The following is a 21,870-nucleotide window of genomic DNA, read 5'->3' as shown; positions in this document are numbered from 1 at the left end:
GGCAGCGCTTCATGCGACGCAGTGCCGCCCGGAGCGTTCGCAGCCTGCGGCAGCGGCTACAGGAACCGTTCAGCCCCTCTAGACTGGTCATCCGCCGCAAAAGCGGGTGAAAATGCCGGCGTCAGAAACGCCTACACTCCATCCGTTTGAATATGCACGGCATGTCCATGCGACTTTTTCAGTACGCGACCCATGACGTTGCCGCGTAACACCGCTGCGCCCAGGACCCACCCGACATGAATGCCCCCCATTCCGGCAGCGAAGCCGCCACCCTGATTGCCCGCCTGGACTGGTCGGCCACGGCCCTCGGTCACTCCGGCCAATGGCCCCAGAGCCTGCGCACCGCGGTGGACATCGTGATCCATTCACCGATGCCGATGTTGCTGCTGTGGGGCGGCGAGCTGACCCAGATCTACAACGACGGCTTCGCCCTGCTGGCTGGCAACAAGCACCCCCACGCCTTCGGCCAGCCGGCGCACCTGATCTGGCCGGAGCTGATGGACTTCACCGACCCGGTCTACCGCGCGGTGCTCAACGGCCAGGTGCGCAGCTTCAGCGAGCAGCGCTTCAGCCTGCAACGCAGCAACGGCAGCGAATACGACCTATGGCTGGACCTGACCTACAGCCCGATCCGCAACGAGCGCGGGGACGTCGCCGGGATCCTGGTGACCGCCATCGAAACCAACGAACGCCGGCGCATCGCCCTGGAGCTGCAGCAGCGCTCCGAGGCCAGCCTGCGGGCCCAGCACGAAACCGAAGAGCGCCTGCAACTGGCCCTGGCGGCCACCGACGCGGTGGGCACCTGGGACTGGGACATTGGCGAAGACCGCTTCATTGCCGACGCCCACTTTGCCCAGTTGCACAGCGTCGACCCGCAGCAATCCCGGCAACTGCCCATCAGTGAATACCTCAAGGGCGTGCACCCGGAAGACCGGGCCATGGTGGCCCGGAGCATCAAGCACTGCATCACCCAGGGCAGCGAATACGCCGAGGAGTACCGCCTGCAACTGGCCGACGGCCAGGTGCGCTGGGTGTTCGCCCGGGGCCGCTGCTACAAGGATCACCATGGCCGGCCCACGCGCTTTCTCGGCGCCGCCCTGGACCTGACCGAACGCAAGCAGATGGAGCAGGCCCTGCGCCAGAGCCAGACCGAGCTGCAACTGATCATCAACGCCATGCCGGTGCTGATCGGCTATGTCGACCACGAAGAACGCTTTCGCCTGAACAACAGCGCCTACCTGGACTGGTACGGCCTGACCCCGCAGGAGCTGTACGGCAGGACCATTCGCGAAGTAGTAGGAGACGAGATCTACGCCACCCGCGCCGAGAACATCAAGGCGGCCCTGGCCGGTACGCCCTGCAGCTTCGAGGCCAACTCGCCGCACCGCGACGGCCGTCCGCGCCATGCCCTGATGAAGTACCTGCCGCGCCACGGCGCCGACGGCGCGATCAACGGCTTCTACATCTTCGTGATCGATGAAACCGAGCGCAAACAGACCGAAGAAGCCCTGCGCAACCTCAACGAAACCCTGGAAGAGCGGGTCAATCGGCGTACCGAAGCCCTGGCCACCGCCAACCAGCGCCTGCAGAACGAGATGTTCGAGCGCGAGCGCGCCGAAGACGCCCTGCGCCATGCGCAGAAGATGGAAGCCGTGGGCCAGCTCACCGGCGGCATCGCCCACGACTTCAACAACATGCTCACCGGCATCATCGGCAGCCTGGACCTGATGCAGCGCTACATCGATAACGGGCGCGGCGACGAAATCGGCCGCTTTACCGAAGCCGCCATGTCCTCGGCCAAGCGTGCCGCCTCCCTGACCCACCGCCTGCTGGCCTTTTCCCGTCGCCAGTCCCTGGACCGCCGGCCCCTGGACCCAAACCAGCTGGTGCGCTCGCTGCACGAGCTGTTCAACCACACCAAGGGCGAGCACATCCAACTGCAGATGCAACTGGCCGACGATGTCTGGCCGGTGAACACCGACGCCAGCCAGTTGGAGAACGCCCTGCTCAACCTGGTGATCAACGCCCGCGACGCCATGCCCCACGGCGGCCGACTGCTGATCGAGACGGCCAACAGCTACCTCGACGGCAGCGACATCCGCACCCTGGAACCGGTCAAGGCCGGTGACTACGTGATGCTGGGGGTCAGCGACAACGGCGCCGGCATGAGCCCGCGCATTCTGGCCAAGGCCTTCGACCCGTTCTTCACCACCAAACCCATCGGCCAGGGCACCGGGCTGGGCCTGTCGATGATCTATGGCTTTGCCCAGCAGTCCGGCGGCCACGTGACCATCAGCAGCGAACCGGACCAGGGCACCTGCGTGCGCCTGTACCTGCCGCGCCTGCACAGCGCGCCCCCGGCAACGGCGGAACCGGTGGGCAGCCCGCCAGCGCCCCAGGCCATGGCCGGGGAAAGCGTGATGGTGGTGGAAGACGACCCGGCGGTGCGCATGCTGGTGCTCAATGTGCTCAACGAACTGGGCTACCGCGCCTTCGAGGCCGAGGACGCGCGTAGCGCCCTGCCCTTGCTGGAGTCGCCGACGCGCATTGATTTGCTGGTGACCGATGTCGGCCTGCCGGGCATGAACGGCCGGCAGCTGGCGGAGATTGCCCGCCAGCAGCGCCCGGGGCTCAAGGTGCTGTTCATGACCGGCTACGCGGAAAAGGCCGCCGAGCGCCAGGGCTTCCTGGAGCCGGGGATGGACCTGCTGGCCAAGCCGTTTTCCATTGAAGAACTGGCGCAGAAGATTCGTCAGATGATCGGTTGCGAGCCCTGAATTCAGGCATAATCCGCGGCCGCCGATTTCCCGCTACAAGGTCACCCGCCCATGAAAGCCCAAGCCCGCCACATCCTGGTGAAAACCGCCGAAGAAGCCGAACAGCTCAAGCAGCGCATCGCCAAGGGCGAAGCCTTCGACGTCCTGGCCAAGAAATACTCCACCTGCCCGTCCGGCAAGCGCGGCGGCGACCTGGGGGAAGTGCGTCCGGGGCAAATGGTCGGCGCCATCGACCAGGTGATCTTCAAGAAGCCCCTGCGCACCGTGCATGGCCCGATCAAGAGCAAGTTCGGCTATCACCTGGTGCAGGTGTTCTTCCGCGACTGACGCCCCAGCCCCGACCCGTACCTCCCCGCCGTAGGAGCTGGCTGGCCAGCGAACGCGCCCGCAAGCACAGCGCCGACTTCAAAGGCCTCTTCGCCGGCAAGCCGGTTCCTACAAACCGGCCTCCCGGGGAATCAATGCCCCGTGATGCTGAATCACCCGGCTCGCCAACCGGTGCCCGGCCTCGGCGGCCTGCACCGGGCTGCCGCCTCGCAAGCGACAGGCCAGATAAGCCGCGCTGAACGAATCCCCCGCCGCCGTGGTGTCCACCACCCGCTGCACCGGCAGCGCCGGCACCTCATAGCGCTCGGCACCGCAACGCACCAGGCACGAATCCGCCCCGCGCTTGATCACCACCTCGGCAATGTTCGGGTAGGCCGCAAACACGCCATGGGCATAGTCATGGCCAAACAGCGCCTGCTCGTCCTCCAGGGTCAACAGCGCCAGGTCCACATGCTCCAGCACTTGCACATAGGCCGTCCGCGCCTGCTCCACCGAGGCCCAGAGCCTTGGCCGGTAGTTGTTGTCAAACACGATCTGCGCCCGGCGGATGCGTGCTTCCACCAGCAGGTCAATCAGCTTCTTGCGCCCCGCCTCGCCGAGCACCGCCAGGGTGATGCCGCTGAAATACAGCACATCGTAATCGCACAGGTCCGCCAGGATCGGACCCGCCGCCGCGGTGTTGAAACAGTCCCGTACCGCCGCCTCATTGCGCCAATACAAAAAGCGCCGCTCCCCCCGGGCATCGGTCTGGATGCAATACAGGCCCGGCAACCGCCCCGGCAGGCGCTGGACCTTGCCCAGGCCGATCCCTTCCTCGGCCCAGCCCTGGCACATGGCATCGCTGAAACTGTCCAGGCCCAGGGCGGTGACGTAATCCACCTCGGCCAGCGGCCCGAGCTCGCGGCACAGATACACCGCCGCATTCAAGGTATCGCCACCAAAGCCCTGTTGCAGGCTGCCATCGTGATGCTGCTGCAGCTCGATCATGCATTCGCCGATGGCCGCGATGCGTTTCTTGTTATTCATGTTCATCTCCCTGTAGGAGCTGGCTTGCCAGCGAAAGCCATGCGCAAAACCTGCGCCCCATCCAAGGGCCGCTTCGCCGGCAAGCCGGCTCCTACAACATCGTGTATTGCACCCACCCTGCAGGCGCTGGCTCGCCAGCGAAGGCGTCAGAAGCAGGTTTCCAGGTTCTCGATCACGCGCAGGTGCTCATCCACCAGCAGCCCGACGCGCCACTTGTCGAAGGTCAGGCACGGGTGCGAGGTGCCGAAGGAAATAATGTCGCCAATGCGCAGTTCCACGCCCGGCGCCACGGTGAGAAACGCATGCTGATCCATCACCGCGGTGACCTTGCACGCCGTCACATCATCCCCGGCGCCCGCCTCGGCCCCGGCGCGATAACGCCGCAGCGGCACAGGCAAACCGGCGTCGTAGGCCACATCGCGCTTGCCCAGGGCCACCACGGCAAAACCCGGCTCCGGCAGCGACTGCACATGGGCCCAGACTTCCATGGCCGGGCGCAGGCCCTCGTGCAGATCGCTGCGTCGATCCAGCACGCAGCACTGGGCCTCTTTGTAGATACCGTGGTCGTGGGCGATGTAACTGCCCGGACGCAACACGCTGAGGAAGCGCCCCTTGGCGTTGTGGGTCTCGAACGACTCGGCGATCAGGTCGTACCAGGCCGACCCCGAAGCGGTGATGATCGGCCGCTCGATGGCGAACAGCCCGTCGCTCTGCAGATCCACCGCCAGGCGCACCAGGGAATCGGCAAATTGACGAATGCCGCTGATGGCCTGATCGCCATGGATCACCCCTTCGTAGCCTTCAATACCGCACAGGGCCAGGGCCGGCTGCGCCTGAATCGCCTTGGCCAGGGCCAGCACCTCCTGCTCACTGCGGCAGCCGCAACGCCCGCCGACCACGCCGTACTCGATCATCACCTTGAGGGTGACCCCGCGCTGGGCGAAAAACGCCCCCAGGTCGGCGACGTTGTCCGGGTGGTCGACCATGCAATAGAAATCGAAATCCGCGTCCGCCAGCAGCTCGGCGATCAGCGCCATGTTCGGCGCGCCCACCAGTTGGTTGGCCATCAATACCCGGCGCGCGCCATGGGCGTAGGCGGCGCGGGTCTGCACCGCGGTGGCCAGGGTGATGCCCCAGGCACCGGCGTCCAGCTGCCGCTGGAACAGCGCGGGCATCATGCTGGTCTTGCCGTGGGGCGCCAGCTCGGCGCCGCTGTCGCTGACGAATTTCTGCATCCAGCGGATGTTGTGTTCCAGCGCCTCGCGGTGCAGCACCAGGGCGGGCAGGCTGACGTCGCTGAGCAGGCTCGCAGCGTGGGCCGCGGCGCCCTTTTCCACCAGGGGCAGATTCAAAGCGGAAGACATGTTGGCACTCCTTATCAAGGCGGCTGCGCACAGCCGCGACACTGTCATCAATCGTTGATACGCCGGGCCAGGCGGTTGGCGCTGTCGATCAGCACCCGGCGGTATTCCTGGTAATGGCTCTGCGCATCGGCCCTCGGCGCGACGATGCACAGGGTGCAGATGCACACCCCGCGCTCATCGCGCACCGGCGCGGCAAAACAATGGGTGAAGGTGTCGGCGACACTGTCGAAGGAAAAGAACCCCTCCTCGGTGGCCTGACGGATTTCCTCAAGGAAGGTCGCCAGCGGCAGGCGCTGGCCATCGGGGAGGATGAAGTCGCGCTCATCGATCAGCTCGGCAATCTGCGCATCGCTCATGTGCCCCAGCAGCAAACGCCCGGAAGCGGTCCAGGGGATCGGTGCGTTCTCGCCGATGTCCGAGGAGATGCGAAAATGCCGCTCGCCTTCCTTCATCAGCGCCACGGTGTATTTGCGCCCGTTGAGCAGACACATCTGCGCGGTTTCCCCGGTCTGGCTGACGATCTCCTGCAAGGCCTGATCGGCCTCGCGGCTCAGATCGAAATGACGCAAGTGCGCCTGCCCGAGAAAATACAGCTGACGCCCCAGGTACACATGCCCGTCCTTGCCCACCGGCTCCAGCACCCGCCGCTCCAGCAAGGACGCCACCAGCTCGTAGACCGTGGACTTGGGGCTGCCGATGCCCTTGGCGATATCGTTGGGCCGCAACGGCTGGCCGATCTCCTTGAGGAAATCGAGAATATCGAACGCCCGATCCAGGCCCTTGGCCCGGCGCTTGATGCTGTCTTCGCTCATCTACCTGCGCTCCCTCTATCGACCCGTAGGAGCCGGCTTGCCGGCGAAGAGGCCCTCAAGCCTTGTGTCGCCCTCACGGGCGCCTTCGCTGGCAAGTCAGCTCCTACAGGCCGTGGCCATCAGGCCTTCTGCTTGTACGCCACGCAATCGATCTCGACCTTGCAGTCGACCATCATGCTGGCCTGCACACAGGCCCGGGCCGGCGCGTGTTCGGGCTTGAAGTACTCACCAAAGACCTTGTTGAAACTCCAGAAATCCCGCGGGTCTTCCAGCCACACGCCGACCCGCACCACATCCTCCAGGCCGTACCCGGCCTCTTCGAGAATGGCCACCAGATTGCGCATCGTCTGATGCGTCTGCTCGACGATCCCACCGTGAATGATCTCGCCATCCATAGCCGGCACCTGGCCGGACACATGCAGCCAGCCATCGGCTTCGACGGCGCGAGCGAAAGGACGCGGCTGGCCACCGCCTGCGGTGCTGCCGGTGCCGTAACGGGTGATGCTCATGAGCGATTCTCCTGGTTGAAGGTTGACCATCTGGCCGCCCTGCCCGAGCGTCACCCGACTCGCCGCGGACTTCTGCGCGAACTCTGCCGCAGCAACCCGCGATGGCCTGGAAACGCAAAGGCGTGGAACAAACACATTCCGCTACAACGGAATAAAATATCAAATAGCGGAACAGGCGCCAGAGTGTGCCATGGAGCACAAAGGAGATAACAGGGGGGATGGAAAAACTTTCCGGAACGAGGAATGGAGAGATGAGAAACGGCCATCAGCCAATGTCAGGCATTTCTGTATTTGCTGAAGGCACGCCCGAATGCCTGGTGATGCTGCTCTCCACCTTCTACATTCCGTTGCGTCGCAGCCGTCCGCGACCGGATTTGGCCGTCCGAATCTCCATGAGCACACCTCAATATTCCTTCATGGAGCGTCACTGCTATGGATCTCCAACCTTTCACCTGCACCACCGATCACCCCGTCGCCTTGATCAACCCACAAGCGCCGTTGCTCGACCTGCTGACCTACGCCGGCCTGCGCATCCGCGCCGCCCGGGACATGCTGGACAGCCTTGCCGACATGACCAGCCGCAACGCCGATCACCTCGACCTCAAGCGCTTCTCCAGCGTGGCGACCCTGTTGTTGCAGGACGGCTGCGATGTGTTGCATGCAGTTGAGCAACGGGCAATGGATCTGCCCCGGGAGTAATGGCCAGGCTTCGCAAAAAACAACACACAAGTGTTGTACAAAAATATGAATGTTGTACCGTGCAGAAATCCAAGCCATGAGGCGAGGTGATGAAATTCAGCGAATTCAGACGATGGTTGAAAGCTCAAGGCGTGGTCTTCGAGGCCGGTAAAGGCAGCCACTTCAAAGTTACGGCCCCAAACGGCAACCAGACCACCTTCGCGGATCACGGCAGCAAGGAAATGCCCGAACCCACCCGCAAGGCAATCATCAGGCAATTGGGGCTCTAGGACTCACATCCATTCTCTGCATGCTGAAACATCGCCTCCGAGGAGTGACCATGTACGACTACGCCCTTCGCTTCGAGCAAGACCGTGCACCGGGACTGGCGGTCTTCTGCCGCGATCTGCCCGAACTCAATAGCTTTGGCGATGATCCTGAGCACGCCATCAACCAGGCCATCGACGCGCTCGAAACCACTCTGTCCCTTTACGTCGACCAGCGCCGCGCCATTCCCCCAGCCTCCGCGCCGCTACCAGGGGAGCAGGTCATTCATTTGCCAATGGTGACCGTGGCCAAGATAGCGCTGTGGAACACGATGATGGAGCGGGACATGCGCAAGGCCGATCTATGCCGACTGCTCGGAATCCACCAGGCCCAGGGAGATCGCCTGGTGGACTTTCTACACAGCTCCAAAATGGAACAGCTGGAAAATGCCCTGGCAGCCCTAGGTAAACGTCTTGCAGTATCAGTGGAGGCGGCATAGCCCAAAATGGCCGAACGCAGGCATTGATCCGTGGGCAACCCGGCAGGAGGCCGGGTTAGCCGCACCGGGCCTCAATCAACATCAGCCACGCACAACACCCACCACAGATTCCGCGCCCCCTGGCAGGCGACATAGGCAGAAGAAATAGTCGAATCCCTGGTCAACTCACACCAATCAGGACTATCGAACCGATACACCACCAGCTCGGAAAACGGCGCCGGAAACACAGCATCCAGCGCTTCGAACACCACCTGGCGGGCATTGGCCACGGACCCTCCACGGCTGGACGGATGACACCCGCCCCGCAGCAACGCCGCCAGCAACGAGCCCTCGAACTCGTATCGATTGAGCATGGAAAAGGGCCCGAACTCAGGCTCGATCTGCCCGATGGCCGTCGACCTGGCGAGGCCGCTGAAACGTTCGAGAAACTCGGCCAGTCGCGGCCTCTCACCCAACACCTTGATGGCGGGATCAGGCTTGAAGAAGCAGGACACCACCTCGCCACACTGGGCAAGCACCGCAAGCAGTTCGGCAAGGGGCTGCTTGTCGACGACAAACTCGCTGGCAGCGGTCAATGGCGCTAGCGCATCGTGCTTCAGGTTTTCATCTTGATTCATGCTTAAACACCGAAGGTTGATCACAAACAGGCAAACACCCCAGCGGCTACCGCACCCTGGGCTTTTGCGACCGCAGACAACTGCAACGGCACCGCTCGGAGCGAACAGGCCGGGAGGGGCGACAATGTATCGGCCGTACCGTTGCACGGCAAACCCGAAAACCATCCCCCGCTTACGCCTTGAAGGTCAGAATCGGAGAAAACCGCGCCATCACCGACACCGTGCCCTCTTCCACCTGGGACTGGATCACCTGGCCGATTTCCTTGTAGGCCCCTGGCGCCTCTTCGATCATCCGCTCTTCCTTGGTGGTGATGCACTCCACGCCCTGCAAGCCGAGGAATGCCTTGTCCTTCTTGGCCTTGAACACAATCTCGCTGCGCGACATCGAGCGCCCGGCGCCGTGGCTGGCCGAACGCAGCCAGCGCTCGTTGCCCAGCCCGGTGAGCAGGTAGGAGTCATGCCCCATGCTCCCCGGGATCAGCAGCGGCTGGCCGGCATAGGCCGGTGTCGCGCCTTTGCGATGCACGTTGCCCTCTTCTTCGCGCAGCACGATGTTGTGCGGCACATCGACAATCAGCGGCGCCTCGATGCCCGCACCAAACACTTGCCGGGTGCGCTGGCGCACCATCTCGGCGATCAGCGCGCGGTTGGCGTCGGCGTAGTGGGCAGCGCTGTGCATGGCCAGCAGGTACTCGTCGGCCATCTCGCCAAACAGGGCGAAGATCTTCGAATCAGGGTGCTTGATCCCCGCCGGCCACAGGGCCTTGGCCTTGTCCATCCAGCGCCGCCCGACATAGAAGCCCACGTCGCGCGAGCCGGTGTGGATCATCATCACCACCTGCCCCACCGACAGGCCCTGAGCAAAACAGGCCTGACGATCCACCAACTCGGTGACCACCTGGATCTCGACAAAGTGGTTGCCGCCGCCCAGGGAACCCAGGCCCGGGTCGCGGAGGATTTTGCGCGAACGGTCCTGCAAGGCTTCCGGCGCGTAGTCGGCGCTACCGCGGGCGAACGACGACTCATGCAAACCCGACAGCTCACGTTGCAGCTGGGCGAAGTCCGCCCCGGCAAACAACCCGATCGGGTCCTGCTGCTGCACCTGGGCCCAGAAATCCCCGAGCCCGGCCTGAAACAGCGCGGTCATGGCCATTGGGCTGGTGGGAATGTTGCGCGTGCCCTCCAGCAGATCGCCGCGCACCAGGGCGGTCCACTTGGCTTTCTGCGCCATGAACTGCTCGTAGTTCAGCCCCAGCTTGTGCAGGCGCATGCCGCAATTGATGTCGGTGCCGATGGCCTGCGGTACCACCATGTCGTGACTGGTGACAATCACGCTGCCCACCGGAATCGGGCTGCCGGTGTGGAAGTCCGGCGTGGCGCAGGCGCACTTCACTTCGCCGCCATGGGGGTGAGCCACCTTGGCGAAATCCATTAGTTGCAGGACGGCTTTTTCTTCGATGGCAAAGCTTTCGGGCAGCAACAGATCCACCTTGAGCCCGGCGTCATTGATCGAAGAGATGGAGAGGGAATTGGAATTCAGGCGTTCGATGGCCACCCCGGAACGGGCGAGCTTGTGCTGAATTCTTTTCAGAGGAGTCTTGGTCATTTTCAACTGCTTTTCTTGGACGCAACAAAACAACCACCCTTTTGGTGGCTGGAATTGTCTGGTCAGCAGCGAAACTTAGACGGCGCGGATAATGGGGAATGACGCCGTGGATGTAAATAGCCCGGGGGAAATTATTTGACCAGGCACCTGGGGAGGTGCCTGCCGGACGGCGTGGCGTCAGTGCGGTGCCGGGCCGCCGCGCCACGGCATGTATTCCACCAGCACCTCACCGCGGCTCAGGCCATCGGGCTGACTGACAAAGCCCGGCATCTGCCGCAGATCCAGCTGCTGGCAACGCTGGGTCAAACGTTGGCGCAGGGCGGCGTCGCTCTTGAACGCTTCCGGCCGGAACGCGCTGCGCTCCAGGTTTACCAGGCATTCCTGGACCTGCCCCTGGGCATTGGCGGTGTAGTAAAAACTGGCCACGCCGATGCTGTCGATGCCTGGCCCGGCGACTGCCTGCTCCCAGAAAAACCGGCTTTGCTGGTAGAGGCTGGAACTGAGCCGATACACCTGCTGCTCACGGCTGGGCAGTTGGCTGAAGCGCGGAAACTCCAGGTTGGCAATCGCATTGATGATGTCCCCATCGCCAAAGGCCTCGGGCGCGGCGGCAGGAAACAGGGTGTTCCAGCACACCTGTCGGGCCAGGTGCAGCAGGGTTGGGGTGGCCAGGACCTGGGAAACATCAACGCTGCCGGGGCGTACCGTGCAGTCGAGCACGTCGTTCTGCCGATTGAGCTTGATCCGCAACTTCACCGCGCCACTTAGGCCCTGGTGGTTGGCGGCCATCATGTTGCGCCTCAGCACTTCGCTGATGGCGACAGAGAATTCCAGGCTTTTCTGGGTTTCCAGGGCCTGGGCGGCGCTCTGCTCCGGAGTCTTGCTCTGGCAGGCGCCCAGGGTCAGCACGGCCGGAGTCAGCAAGGCCAGGGTCGAGGTGCGCAAGAATGCTAATGACATGAATGGGGAACTCATTGATCAATGACCGGGCGCAAGGGACACGCCCCGCACCCCGGAAAGGGCCGGCTCAATCACTGAACGAACCAATAGCCGAAGCTTTAGTGAAATCTGCATCACCGATGCGCACCAGCCAGGCTCAAGGTTCGGCGCCGCTTGCCTGCACACGCTGCGTGACCTTGTTCGGCCCGCCTTTCCACGGCGTGTAAAACACGCTGGCATGGATCGGCTGCGCCTGGCCCTGCTCGGCCGCAAAACCCGGCATCTGCCGCAGGTCCAACTGCTCGCACAGTTGGGTGACGCGATTGCGCAATTGATTGTCGGGCTTGAATGACTCGGGTCGGTAGCGCACCGCCCGCAGGTTCACCCAGCATTCCTGCACCCGGCCCCGGGGATCGGCCTTGACCTCAAAACTGGCCACTCCGACGCTGTCCACCGGCAACTGGGCCAGGGTGTGCGTCCAGAAGAAATGGCCTTTGGCGTATTGAGCGGTATCGAAGGCAAACTCCTTCAATTGCTCGCCTTCCAGGGTCAAGCGAGGGAACATCAACGTCCCTTTGACCTCCAGCACGCCATCAGGCTCAAAGGCGGCGGCGGGCGCCAGAGGGAACACGGTGTTCCAGCAGACACCCTCGAGCATCTCGCCCAGTTTCGGGTTGTAGGGATAGGCCCGCGCGTCAGGCAAGGGGCTGCTCTGCGCCGCACAACCGATGACCTGATTCTGCCGATTGAACCGCATGACCAGCTCCACGCTGCCCATCAGTTGCTCGGCATTGGCCCTGAGGCTCTCGCGGTACAGCACCTGCTGCACCGCGTTGGCATAGAACTGCGTCTCCAGCTGTCGTTGCTGCTCGTCCTGGGACAGCGGGGTGCCCGGCAAGTCCGATTGGCAACCGGACAGTGTCAGCAGCAGGCCGACCAGGAACCCGCACTGCGCCGGGGTTCCGTTCAGACAGTTGTACATGTTCAGTTCCTTTGATGGGTTCACTCACGAACCGTCCTGTTCTGCATTCAACGACCTCAAGAGGCCGGATCCTAAAGCAACAGCCACGTTGAAAGCCAACGCCACGACCGTCGCTGCTCCAGGCTCGCGATTGGCAACGGTGCCGTAGAAGCTTCTCCGGTCGCCCGCCGAAAATCAGGTTACCCTGGCGCTCCCCACCCGCTCATCACCCCAAGGAAGGAAGCTCCATGACCCGCGCCATCACCCTGCTCAGTGACAACTTTGCCGACTGGGAAACCGCCCTGATCAACGCCACCGCTCGTGGTTTCTACGGTTTCGACTGCCGCTACGCGTCCCCCAAGGGCGCCGTCGTCACATCCATGGGCGGCCTGCGGGTGACCCCGGACCTGGCGTTGGAAGACATTCATCTGGATGAGATCGACCTGCTGATGGTCTGCGGCGGTAGCATTTGGCAAAGCGCCAACGCACCGGACATCGGCGACCTGCTGCGCGCCGCCCAGGCACGCCAGATCGTGATCGCCGCCATCTGCGACGGCACCCGCGAACTGGCCCGGGCCGGGGTGCTGGATAACCTCAAGCACACCTCCAATTCGGCGGACAACCTGCTGGCGGTGGGTTATGCCGGCGCCGCGCACTATGAGGATGTGCCACACGCCGTGGCGGACCAGCGCGTGATCACCGCCCCGGGCAGCGCCCCGGTGAGCTTCATGGCGCAGATTCTCGGCACCCTGGGCATCAGCGACGCCAACCTGACCGCCTACCTCGCGATGCACGCAGCGGAACACCGCGCATCGCAGTGAATCGGCGTGCCCGCACGCCTACTCTGGAGTCTGGGAGCTTAAGTTCGACTCATACCGACCGCTCTCAGGGGTAAAGCAGACGAAGCTGTTGACGCCTTTCTTCTGGACCCACAAGCGTCCACAGCACTCACACTCATACACCGTCGAAATAGAGGCCAGGTAGAGACTGGTGAACTTGTCCCCGAAGAACTCCGTGGGCCTGGGCCGCCAGCCCCCCCTGCCATAGTGCCGCTCAAGCAGTTCATCGACACTACCGGCACTTGCGGCGGCCAGCAGTTCATTGGCCAGTAGCGAGGCATCGGAAAAAAAACCTCTTCGTGCTGCTCACGCAGCAAAGCGGCTTTGTAAGGCAAATCATCGGTCTGATCGACAATGATATGACCGCATCTGCAGACTAGTTTGCTCACGGACCGACCTCATCATTGATTAGAAAACCCCATCGAGCCACAGCCATCAGCCCCAAGTCATTTGACCAAGCGAAAATCAGCATGCTGCAACCAGCGCTCGAAATCCCCAGCACTGAAAAGCGACTCACCCTCATGCTCCAGAACGGCAAGCCGTGACAAAAAAACCGCATCCGCCGTATACGCGCCGATTCTGCCGCCAAAGGCGACTACGCCATCCAAGCGCCGCGTCATGTCCAACGCCACTTCTCCGAGCCGTTGGTGATCCGGGAGGTCATTGCCCATGGCGGCCAGATTGAGGATGCCTCTGGGGTTCCAGTCCAGCAGTTTCAACAGCCCGGCGTAATGCGCAAGCTCTTCGGGATAGTCCGGGCCAAACGCATACAACAAGGCACAGCCGCCAACCGAAAAGGTGCGGCGACCTGGACGTAGGTGATCCGCGCGCTGGGCTAGATATGCCTGCACAAGCTCTTCGGTTGACTGATCAGACTCAAAACGCAGCAGCACACTGATGGTTGGTCCAGCCATTGCTTCACTTGCCTCCACCGCTCTGTTACCAGCCGATATTTCGCACCTTGCTCAAGGCCGCTTCGGCCCACCCCTCCAGGGGCTGTATTGCAGTTCGACGAGGAATCGATCGCCCACCGTCTCCGAGGCGAAAAAGCCGGGCATCTGCCGCACATCCAGGGCCGCGCAACGCTCTTGCAGGCGCTGCACCCGTTCAGGGTCCGGCTTGAAGTCGGAGGCTCTGGCGGCAATGGCGGACAGTCGCACCTGACAACCCTGCACCTGTCCCTGAGCGTTGGCGTGGCCCTCGATCCGGGCGCTGCCCAGGCTGTCGAGGGTCTCTTCAGCGAACAGGTGCTGCCAGAAATACTGCTCTTGGGCCTTATACTCGCGCACCGTTTCCCGAATCTTCTGTTCCTCCGCGGGCAAGCGACCGGGACGGGTGACAACCACCGGCAACACCACCTCAAGATTGGCTGCGGGCCGACCTGAGAACAGCGCCGGTTCGGCCCTGGGGAATATCGAGTCCCAACAGACCCGCTCCACCGCCGAGGCCAGTAGGCGGTTATCCGGGTAACGCGGCAACGGGTATTCGGGGAGTGCCTCGGTGCTGCAGGCCACCATCCGATTCAGCGGATCAATCACCGCTCGCAGCGACACGCCGCCGGACCAGCCATCGAGATCGGCGCTGCGCACGCCCTGGTCCAGCACCAGGCGGAAGGCGTCGAGAAAGTGTTCGTAGCGGCGCTGCTGCTGTTGCTCCGGCGTCTCTGGGGCGGCGTTCTTGCAGGCGCCCAGCGCCAGCAGGCCGGCAAGCATCAGCGTCGCCAGAACGGGACGGGTCAGGTCAGTCGTGAAGGGGGCGTGCACGGTTCACTCCATGAAAAAGGGCCTCGGCCCCTGGACCTGAAACAGGCTCTAGCGTCACAGGGGCGTTGAGCATAAAGGCCGGCGCGGGGCCTCACAAAATTTTCTGCGCAGGAAAACGCCAGCATGCCCCCAAGGCATCGACCTGATGGGCCCAACTGGTCCAACGCCTGGGGTATGCGCCAGGGAACCACCCCCGGGGCTGTGCCAGAGGCCAGATGACTGGGCATTTTTCGCGTCGTTTTCCGACCTGCCCCCATCTCCTTTGCCAGCCGCGCACCAGCAGCCCTCTTGTGCTTGGCTCTCGTGCTTGAGCGCGACGCTCTCGGTTTGCTGGTTGGACAAGAGCGGTTCCCACTGCTTTCATTCACAGCCTGGTCCGGCTGCAGTGCGCTCAGGGAGTGAGTCAATGCCTTTTAAGATCATGATGGTTTTTGGTACGCGCCCGGAGGCAATCAAAATGGCGCCGCTGGCCCGGGTGCTGCGGCACTGGCCCGGTCTGCAACTGCATATATGCTCCACCGGGCAGCACCGGGAAATGCTCAAGCAGGTCCTGGACGCCTTCGAACTGCAAGTCGACCAAGACCTGGAAGTGATGACCCACGGCCAATCCCTCAATGGCCTGTCGCAACAATTGCTGAAGCACCTGGACACCACCCTCGAACGCCTGCAACCGGATATCGTCCTGGTCCATGGCGACACCACCACCAGCTTCATCACCGCCCTCGCCGCCTTCAACCGCCAGTTGCCCATCGGTCATGTCGAGGCCGGGCTGCGCACGGGCGACCTCAGGACACCCTGGCCCGAGGAGGCCAACCGGCGCCTGACCGGGGTCATTGCCGACCTGCACTTCGCTCCGACCGCCGAAGCCAAAGCCAACCTGCTGCGGGAAAACGTGCCCGCGGACAGCATCGAGGTCACCGGCAACACGGTGATCGATGCGCTGCGGTGGATGCGGCAGCACCAGCAACAGAGCCAATGGAGCCCCGCCATCGATTCGCCTCTGGCGGTGCTGGAACACAACCGGCGCATGGTGCTGATCACCTGCCATCGCCGGGAAAACTTCGGCCAGGGTGTCCGCCATATCTGCCAGGCCCTGGCAATCCTGGCCCAGCGCTATCCGGATGTGCAGTTCGTCTACCCGGTACACCTCAACCCTCAGGTGCAGAGCGTGGTCGGTGACCTGCTCTCGGATACCCCCAACATCTACCTGATAGCGCCTCAGGACTATCAGCATTTTGTCTGGCTGATGGCGCGCTCGTACTTGATCCTCAGCGACTCCGGCGGGGTCCAGGAAGAAGCCCCGGCCATCGGCAAGCCGTTGCTGGTACTGCGGGACGTCACCGAACGGCCGTCAGTGCTGGAGGGCGGCACCGTGCGGCTGGTGGGCACCGATCGTGAGCGCATCGTGCACCATGTCTGTGAACTGCTGGACGACGCCCAGCTCCACGCCCGCATGAGCCAGGTACTCAGCCCCTACGGCGACGGCCACGCCAGCGAACGCATTGCCCGCCGCCTGTACGACTGGCTCAAGGCAAGGGCCCGGCCTGACAGGGCATGCGCCTTGCCTGCACAGGCAGAGAACGGCCCGCTCAAGCAGGTCAACGAAGCCTAGCCACGCGACAGCGGCGACGATAGGCGCCAGCACATCGCCGCCGACATCCCCTCACGGGCATGGCCAAGGCTCGCGCCCTCGCCATTTGCTCAGTCCGCGGCCTGCCGCGACAGCAGCACCTGGGTCACCCGGCGCTCTTCCACGGCCTTGACCTGGAGCGCCCAACCGTCCCACTCCACCCGGTCGCCCTTGACCGGCAAGCGGTCCAGCAGGCTCATCACCAGCCCGGCCAGGGTCTGGTAGTCCTCGGTGGGCTCGGCGCCAAAGCCGGTGCGCTGGCGCACCTGCGGCAGATTCAGCGCGCCGTTGACCAGAAAGCCGCCCTCTTGTTCCACCACGTCCGGCCCTTCGATCTCACTGGCATCCGGCAGCTCGCCAGCGATGGATTCGAGAATGTCGGTCATGGTCAGAATGCCCATGAAGTCACCGAATTCGTTGATCACGAAGGCAATGTGGGTCGACGCCTTGCGCATCTGCTCCAGCGCGTTGAGGATCGAAAAACTCTCCAGCAGGTTGATGGTCTTGCGCACCAGGTGCTCAAGGTTCGGCTCGTTGCCCGCCAGGTACTCCTTGAGCAGCTCCTTCTTGTGCACGAAGCCCAGGGGCTCATCCACCGCGCCGTCGCGAATCAGCGGCAGGCGCGAGTAGGACGAATGCATCAGCTTGGTCCGAATGCTTTCCGGGCTGTCGGTCAGGTCGATGCAGTCGACTTCGGCGCGCACCGTCATCAGGCTGCGGATCGGTCGCTCCGCCAGTTGCAGGACGCCGCTGATCATCACCCGCTCGCGGCGGTCGAACAGCTCGCTGCTGGGGGCCTCGCCATCTTCCAGCAGGTCGGCGATGTCCTCGCCCACCTCTTCCGCCGCCAGCTTGCGCCCGCCCAGCAGGCGCATCACCGCGTAGGCCGTGCGCTCACGCATCGGGCGCAGGCCCTGCATGGATTTCTTGCGCCGGGCCCGGGCGATCTGGTTGAACAGCTCGATCAGGATCGAGAAGCCGATGGCCGCGTACAGGTAGCCCTTGGGAATATGGAAGCCCAGGCCTTCGGCGGTCAGGCTGAAGCCGATCATCATCAGGAAGCCCAGGCACAGCATGATCACCGTCGGGTGGGCGTTGACGAAGCGGGTCAGCGGCTTGCTGGCGACGATCATCACACCGATGGACACCACCACCGCGATCATCATCACAGCCAGATGCTCGACCATGCCCACCGCGGTGATGACCGCGTCCAGGGAAAACACCGCATCGAGCACCACGATCTGCGCCACGATCGGCCAGAACAGGGCGTAGGTGCTGCTGCCCGCGCGCTGGCTGACATGGCCTTCCAGGCGCTCGTGCAATTCCATGGTGGCCTTGAACAACAGGAACACACCGCCGAACAGCATGATCAGGTCACGACCGGAAAAGCTGTGCTCGAACACCTCGAACAGCGGCTGGGTCAGGGTCACCATCCACGAGATGCTGGCCAGCAGGCCCAGGCGCATCAGCAATGCCAGGGACAGGCCGATCAAGCGCGCGCGGTCACGCTGCTCCGGCGGCAGCTTGTCCGCGAGGATGGCGATGAACACCAGGTTGTCGATGCCCAGCACCAGCTCCAGGACGATCAGGGTCAACAGGCCTAGCCAGGCCGTGGGGTCTGCAATCCATTCCATAACGACTCAAGTTCTCCGGAAAATTCAAACGGCCAGACGCAGGCCGGCGCCAGTATGCAGGGGCTGCAAACGCGGGGGGACGGACTGAGCGCAATAGGGAGCGGCAAATGCCAGGGAAGTGCGGCCAGGAGAATAGCAGCCTGAGGAATGGGACCTCAGAACGGCCGGCAGGCCTGAGAAATCATGGGGAAAAACCAGAAAAGAGCGCCGACTGGGGGGCTCCGAGAGCGTGTTCATGCAAGTCCTGAGTGAAAAAACGGACTTGGAGGTTACAGGGACGTCGGCGTATTTCCCCAGCGGGAAATCATTACAAAACTTTATCCGGCATTCCTGACGTCGACACTAGAGCCGCTCGGAAATCTCGATCAGGTTCAGGTCCGGGTCCCGCAGGTACACCGAACGGATCGGCCCCGTGGCACCGGTGCGCGGCACTGGCCCTTCGATGATCGGCCAGTTGACCTGTTGCAGGTGGGCAATCACCTGTTCCAGGGGCACGCAGGCGATAAAGCACAGGTCCAGCGCCCCCGGCACCGGCAGGTGGGCCTTGGGCTCGAATTCCTGACCGCGCACGTGCAGGTTGATCTTCTGATTGCCGTACTTGAAGGCCTTGCGCCCTCCGGCAAAGGTTTCCAGGCGCATCCCCAGCACCCGTACATAGAAGTCCTCGGCAGCCACAGGATCGACGGTGGTCAGTACCAGATGGTCCAGGTGATCAAGCATCAACGACATCACTCCTGAAGGGTAAGAAACGGCCCGGGGATTATGCGCGCCGGGCGAGCCCTTGAACATGCGCTATCAAGCCTTGCGCCGGTACTCGCGGCGCACCTGCTCGATGTAGCGCACCACCGCCGGCGCCTGTTCGAAACGCCGGTGAATCAACGACAGCCAGGAGGTTGCCGAGCTGCCGCCGATGGGCCGGTACAGAACGTTGGGCAGGTTCACATGGCCCACCACCGATTCGGGCACCACCGCCACCCCCTGCCCCAGGGAAACCAGGGCCAGCACCGCCACCAGGCCACCGGGCTGAGCGCCCAGCTTGGGGGCGTAGGCCCCCTGGGCCGCCACCTGCAAGGTGCCGCTGATCTGCTCCGGCAGGATGAAGGTTTCATTGAGCAGGTGCTCGGAGGCGATCTGTGGCAGGCGGCACAGCCAGGACTCGGCGGACAGCGCCAGGACGAAGCCTTCAGCGTCCAGGGCAATGGCCTCGACGCCTTCGGGCAGGGTCATGGGCGAGCGGATGTAGCCGACATCCAGGCGCCCGTCGGCGATCCGCGCCGGCAGGGTCGCCATCGGGCACTCCCGCACATTCAGGCTGACGTCCGGACAATCGCGGCTGAAACCCTGGACCTGCTTCTGCAGCAACCCGCCATACACCGCCGACGCTACATAACCCAGCTCGATATGACCGATCTCGCCCCGTCCGGCGCGCTGGGCATTGCGCTGGGCGAACTCGAACTGGCGTACCGTGGCTTCGGCCTCCAGGAGCAAGGTGGCACCGGCTTCGGTCAGGCTGACCTCGCGCTGCTGACGCACGAACAGGCGGGTGCCGAGGGCTTTTTCCATGTCCTGGATCTGCCGGCTCAAGGTCGGCGGGGCGATCCCCAACTGCTCGGCGGCCCGGGTGAAATTGCGTTGCCGGGCCACGGCGAGGAAGTAGCGAAAGTGACGAATTTCCATTAACGGCATTAGCTCAAAGGTAATGAACTGGCGCTTGGCGGCTAACAAAAGCCCGCAAAGCCCGGGATAAGCTGGGCGGACCTTCACAGTAGAGAGCCTCTGCCATGCCCGTCAAACCTCTATTTACGGCAATGACCGTCTGCTGCGGCCCACATAACGCTGTGGCCGGGCGCACTCAAGTCGGCATTGCCTACAAAGCAATCGCTACCCTGGCCACTCACCAGGACCTGCTCGATACCCTCCTCAACCGACGGACCGCGCCATGAACCGCCCCATCAACCCGCGCGCGACCCTGCTGACCGCCTCCGGGGTCTGCTCGCTGATCGTCCTGGATACCAACATCGTCGCCGTGGCCCTGCCGAGCATCGCCCGGGACCTGGGGGCCAACTTCGCCGATATCGAATGGGTGGTCAGTGCCTACATGCTGGCCTTCGCCGCCCTGCTGCTGCCGGCGGGCAGCCTGGCAGACCGCTTCGGCCGCCGAAAGACCCTGCTCTGCGGCCTCGGTCTGTTCATCCTCGCCTCCCTGGGCTGCGGCGCCGCGCCCAACGCCCTGCTGCTGGATATCGCCCGGGCCTGCAAGGGCGTGGGCGCGGCGCTGCTGCTGACCTCGGCCCTGGCCTCCATCGGCCACACCTTTCATGACGAGGCGGAACGGGCCAGGGCCTGGGCCTTCTGGGGCGCCTGCATGGGCATGGCGATGACCGCCGCGCCCACCGTCGGTGGGCTGATCACCGAATACTGCGGCTGGCGCTGGATCTTCTACTTCAACCTGCCGGTGGGCGCCCTGCTGTTGTGGAGCGTGCTGCGCAACGTGCCCGAATCCCGGGATACCCAGGCCGCCCGCCTCGATCCCTGGGGCAGCCTGGCCTTCAGCGCCAGCCTGCTGTGCCTGATCTGGGGCCTGATCGAAGCCAACCGCATCGGCTGGAGTCACCCGGCCACCACCACCCGACTGCTGGCAGGTCTGGCCCTGCTGGGCCTGTTCGTGCTGATCGAACGCCTGCAACGCCGGCCCATGGTGGATCTGCAGCTGTTCCGTCACCCGCGTTTCATCGGCGCCCTGCTGGGCATGTTCGCCTACGCCGGCTGCGCCCAGGTGATGATGACCCTGCTGCCCTTCTACCTGCAGAACGGCCTGGGCTTCTCGGCCATTGCCTCGGGCCTGGGCATGCTGCCCTTCGCCCTGACCATGCTGATCTGCCCCCGGATCGGCGCACGCCTGGCGGGGCGTTATGCTCCGGCAACCCTGATGGCCGCCGGGCTGACCCTGGTGGGCAGCGGCAACCTGCTCAGCGCCTGGGCGGTGCACAGCGGCGGCTACCTGAGCTTCGCCCTGGCGATCGCCGTGACCGGCGCCGGGGCCGGCCTGCTCAACGGCGACACGCAGAAAAACATCATGGCCTGCGTCCCCCGGGAACGCACCGGCATGGCGTCGGGCATGAGCACCACCATGCGTTTCAGCGCCATCATGCTGGCCATCGGCGTGTTCGGTGCGCTGCTGGCCAGCCATACCCAGCAACTGTTGCAAGGCAGCCTGCGGCAACTGCCCGGGAACTGGGCGCTACACGCGCCGGACATCGCCTCCCGGGTGGTGGCCGGGGACATGCAAGGCGCCCTGGCTGGCCTGCCGCCGGAAGCCCGGGACCTGGTTGAGCCCCTGGCGCAGCAGGCGTTCGTCGGCGGCTTCGGGCTGGTGCTGGCGGTAGCGGGCCTGCTGGCCCTGCTCGGCGCGCTGGTGGTCGGGCGCCTGATGCGCAATCCCCTGCCCCAGGCGCAAGGGCTGGCCCTGAAGCTGGAGTAGCCGCCCTGTACCCGCTGGCGCAGTGCGCCAGCGGGTACAAGGCCCGAGGCTCGCTTGCAATTTCATAACAGTGCGCCCATTGCTCCAGGGTTCAGTCCCCGACTAAGGTGCGCCCGGCCCCCCCTTCATGCCGTAACGAGG

The 21,870-nt window shown here is 63.9% G+C and carries 21 protein-coding genes; 8 read left to right on the top strand and 13 right to left on the bottom strand.

What is annotated here, in order from left to right; all coding sequences use genetic code 11:
• Nucleotides 1-236 precede the first annotated feature (236 nt).
• A complete protein-coding gene (locus ACMGG8_RS16590) occupies nucleotides 237-2,777 on the top strand; it encodes a PAS domain-containing protein (RefSeq protein ID WP_414157943.1) in 2,541 nt (846 codons plus the stop codon).
• 51 nt (nucleotides 2,778-2,828) lie between these two features.
• Nucleotides 2,829-3,104: a peptidylprolyl isomerase gene (locus tag ACMGG8_RS16585; RefSeq protein WP_011061856.1), complete on the top strand. Its 276-nt coding sequence runs from the start codon at nucleotides 2,829-2,831 to the stop codon at nucleotides 3,102-3,104.
• A 108-nt stretch (nucleotides 3,105-3,212) separates the two neighbouring features.
• Here the strand turns inward: ACMGG8_RS16585 and ACMGG8_RS16580 are convergent, their stop codons facing one another.
• From ACMGG8_RS16580 to ACMGG8_RS16565, 4 genes are all read right to left on the bottom strand, one after another.
• The gene (locus tag ACMGG8_RS16580; protein WP_060839904.1) at nucleotides 3,213-4,130 is read right to left on the bottom strand and encodes a sugar kinase; all 918 of its coding nucleotides are present in this window, start codon (nucleotides 4,128-4,130) and stop codon (nucleotides 3,213-3,215) included.
• 146 nt (nucleotides 4,131-4,276) lie between these two features.
• A complete protein-coding gene (locus tag ACMGG8_RS16575; RefSeq protein ID WP_235760020.1) occupies nucleotides 4,277-5,494 on the bottom strand; it encodes an amino acid deaminase in 1,218 nt (405 codons plus the stop codon).
• Nucleotides 5,495-5,541: 47 nt separating this feature from the next.
• The gene (locus ACMGG8_RS16570) at nucleotides 5,542-6,306 is read right to left on the bottom strand and encodes an IclR family transcriptional regulator (protein ID WP_060839906.1); all 765 of its coding nucleotides are present in this window, start codon (nucleotides 6,304-6,306) and stop codon (nucleotides 5,542-5,544) included.
• A gap of 119 nt (nucleotides 6,307-6,425) precedes the next feature.
• Nucleotides 6,426-6,815 carry a RidA family protein gene (locus ACMGG8_RS16565; protein WP_414157942.1) on the bottom strand — a complete coding sequence of 130 codons (390 nt, stop codon included), beginning with the start codon at nucleotides 6,813-6,815 and terminating at the stop codon, nucleotides 6,426-6,428.
• 432 nt (nucleotides 6,816-7,247) lie between these two features.
• Between ACMGG8_RS16565 and ACMGG8_RS16560 the strand changes: the two genes are divergently transcribed.
• The 3 genes from ACMGG8_RS16560 (at nucleotide 7,248) to ACMGG8_RS16550 (ending at nucleotide 8,259) form a co-directional block, all read left to right on the top strand.
• Nucleotides 7,248-7,514, top strand: a complete 267-nt coding sequence (locus ACMGG8_RS16560; protein ID WP_414157941.1) for a hypothetical protein — start codon at nucleotides 7,248-7,250, stop codon at nucleotides 7,512-7,514.
• Nucleotides 7,515-7,603: 89 nt separating this feature from the next.
• Nucleotides 7,604-7,783, top strand: a complete 180-nt coding sequence (locus ACMGG8_RS16555; RefSeq protein WP_060839909.1) for a type II toxin-antitoxin system HicA family toxin — start codon at nucleotides 7,604-7,606, stop codon at nucleotides 7,781-7,783.
• A 50-nt stretch (nucleotides 7,784-7,833) separates the two neighbouring features.
• Nucleotides 7,834-8,259 carry a type II toxin-antitoxin system HicB family antitoxin gene (locus ACMGG8_RS16550; protein ID WP_102864927.1) on the top strand — a complete coding sequence of 142 codons (426 nt, stop codon included), beginning with the start codon at nucleotides 7,834-7,836 and terminating at the stop codon, nucleotides 8,257-8,259.
• 71 nt (nucleotides 8,260-8,330) lie between these two features.
• On the opposite strand, the gene ACMGG8_RS16545 is transcribed toward ACMGG8_RS16550, so the two are convergent.
• The 4 genes from ACMGG8_RS16545 to ACMGG8_RS16530 form a co-directional block, all read right to left on the bottom strand.
• Nucleotides 8,331-8,876, bottom strand: a complete 546-nt coding sequence (locus ACMGG8_RS16545; RefSeq protein WP_414157940.1) for a hypothetical protein — start codon at nucleotides 8,874-8,876, stop codon at nucleotides 8,331-8,333.
• A 172-nt stretch (nucleotides 8,877-9,048) separates the two neighbouring features.
• Complete coding sequence (locus ACMGG8_RS16540) at nucleotides 9,049-10,482, bottom strand: RtcB family protein (protein WP_060843959.1); 1,434 nt, start codon at nucleotides 10,480-10,482, stop codon at nucleotides 9,049-9,051.
• A 177-nt stretch (nucleotides 10,483-10,659) separates the two neighbouring features.
• The gene (locus tag ACMGG8_RS16535; protein ID WP_414157939.1) at nucleotides 10,660-11,442 is read right to left on the bottom strand and encodes a hypothetical protein; all 783 of its coding nucleotides are present in this window, start codon (nucleotides 11,440-11,442) and stop codon (nucleotides 10,660-10,662) included.
• A 136-nt stretch (nucleotides 11,443-11,578) separates the two neighbouring features.
• The gene (locus tag ACMGG8_RS16530; protein ID WP_414157938.1) at nucleotides 11,579-12,403 is read right to left on the bottom strand and encodes a hypothetical protein; all 825 of its coding nucleotides are present in this window, start codon (nucleotides 12,401-12,403) and stop codon (nucleotides 11,579-11,581) included.
• A 227-nt stretch (nucleotides 12,404-12,630) separates the two neighbouring features.
• Here ACMGG8_RS16530 and ACMGG8_RS16525 point away from each other — a divergent pair, with 227 nt between their 5' ends.
• Nucleotides 12,631-13,203, top strand: coding sequence for a type 1 glutamine amidotransferase family protein (locus ACMGG8_RS16525; RefSeq protein WP_414157937.1), 573 nt, complete (start codon nucleotides 12,631-12,633; stop codon nucleotides 13,201-13,203).
• 464 nt (nucleotides 13,204-13,667) lie between these two features.
• On the opposite strand, the gene ACMGG8_RS16520 is transcribed toward ACMGG8_RS16525, so the two are convergent.
• Together ACMGG8_RS16520 and ACMGG8_RS16515 are read right to left on the bottom strand one after the other, a co-directional pair.
• Nucleotides 13,668-14,135, bottom strand: a complete 468-nt coding sequence (locus ACMGG8_RS16520) for a DUF6368 family protein (RefSeq protein ID WP_414157936.1) — start codon at nucleotides 14,133-14,135, stop codon at nucleotides 13,668-13,670.
• A gap of 51 nt (nucleotides 14,136-14,186) precedes the next feature.
• Entirely contained in the window at nucleotides 14,187-14,984 is a 798-nt protein-coding gene (locus ACMGG8_RS16515; RefSeq protein ID WP_414157935.1) for a hypothetical protein, read from the bottom strand.
• A gap of 406 nt (nucleotides 14,985-15,390) precedes the next feature.
• Between ACMGG8_RS16515 and wecB the strand changes: the two genes are divergently transcribed.
• Nucleotides 15,391-16,596, top strand: a complete 1,206-nt coding sequence (wecB, locus tag ACMGG8_RS16510; protein WP_414157934.1) for a non-hydrolyzing UDP-N-acetylglucosamine 2-epimerase — start codon at nucleotides 15,391-15,393, stop codon at nucleotides 16,594-16,596.
• Between the two features lie 89 nt (nucleotides 16,597-16,685).
• On the opposite strand, the gene ACMGG8_RS16505 is transcribed toward wecB, so the two are convergent.
• The 3 genes from ACMGG8_RS16505 to ACMGG8_RS16495 form a co-directional block, all read right to left on the bottom strand.
• Nucleotides 16,686-18,248 carry a TerC family protein gene (locus ACMGG8_RS16505; RefSeq protein ID WP_414157933.1) on the bottom strand — a complete coding sequence of 521 codons (1,563 nt, stop codon included), beginning with the start codon at nucleotides 18,246-18,248 and terminating at the stop codon, nucleotides 16,686-16,688.
• 342 nt (nucleotides 18,249-18,590) lie between these two features.
• A complete protein-coding gene (locus ACMGG8_RS16500) occupies nucleotides 18,591-18,968 on the bottom strand; it encodes a VOC family protein (protein WP_414157932.1) in 378 nt (125 codons plus the stop codon).
• Between the two features lie 75 nt (nucleotides 18,969-19,043).
• Nucleotides 19,044-19,925 (bottom strand): LysR family transcriptional regulator, encoded by an 882-nt coding sequence (locus ACMGG8_RS16495; protein ID WP_129405704.1) that lies wholly within the window; start codon nucleotides 19,923-19,925, stop codon nucleotides 19,044-19,046.
• 262 nt (nucleotides 19,926-20,187) lie between these two features.
• On the opposite strand from ACMGG8_RS16495, the gene ACMGG8_RS16490 reads away from it, so the two are divergent.
• Nucleotides 20,188-21,729 (top strand): MFS transporter, encoded by a 1,542-nt coding sequence (locus ACMGG8_RS16490; protein ID WP_060839923.1) that lies wholly within the window; start codon nucleotides 20,188-20,190, stop codon nucleotides 21,727-21,729.
• Nucleotides 21,730-21,870 lie beyond the last annotated feature (141 nt).

This window comes from Pseudomonas sp. BNK-45, assembly GCF_047456255.1.
GTDB lineage: Bacteria > Pseudomonadota > Gammaproteobacteria > Pseudomonadales > Pseudomonadaceae > Aquipseudomonas.
Note: the sequence above shows the minus strand (reverse complement) of the source record. Positions and strands in the feature narration are given on the sequence as shown.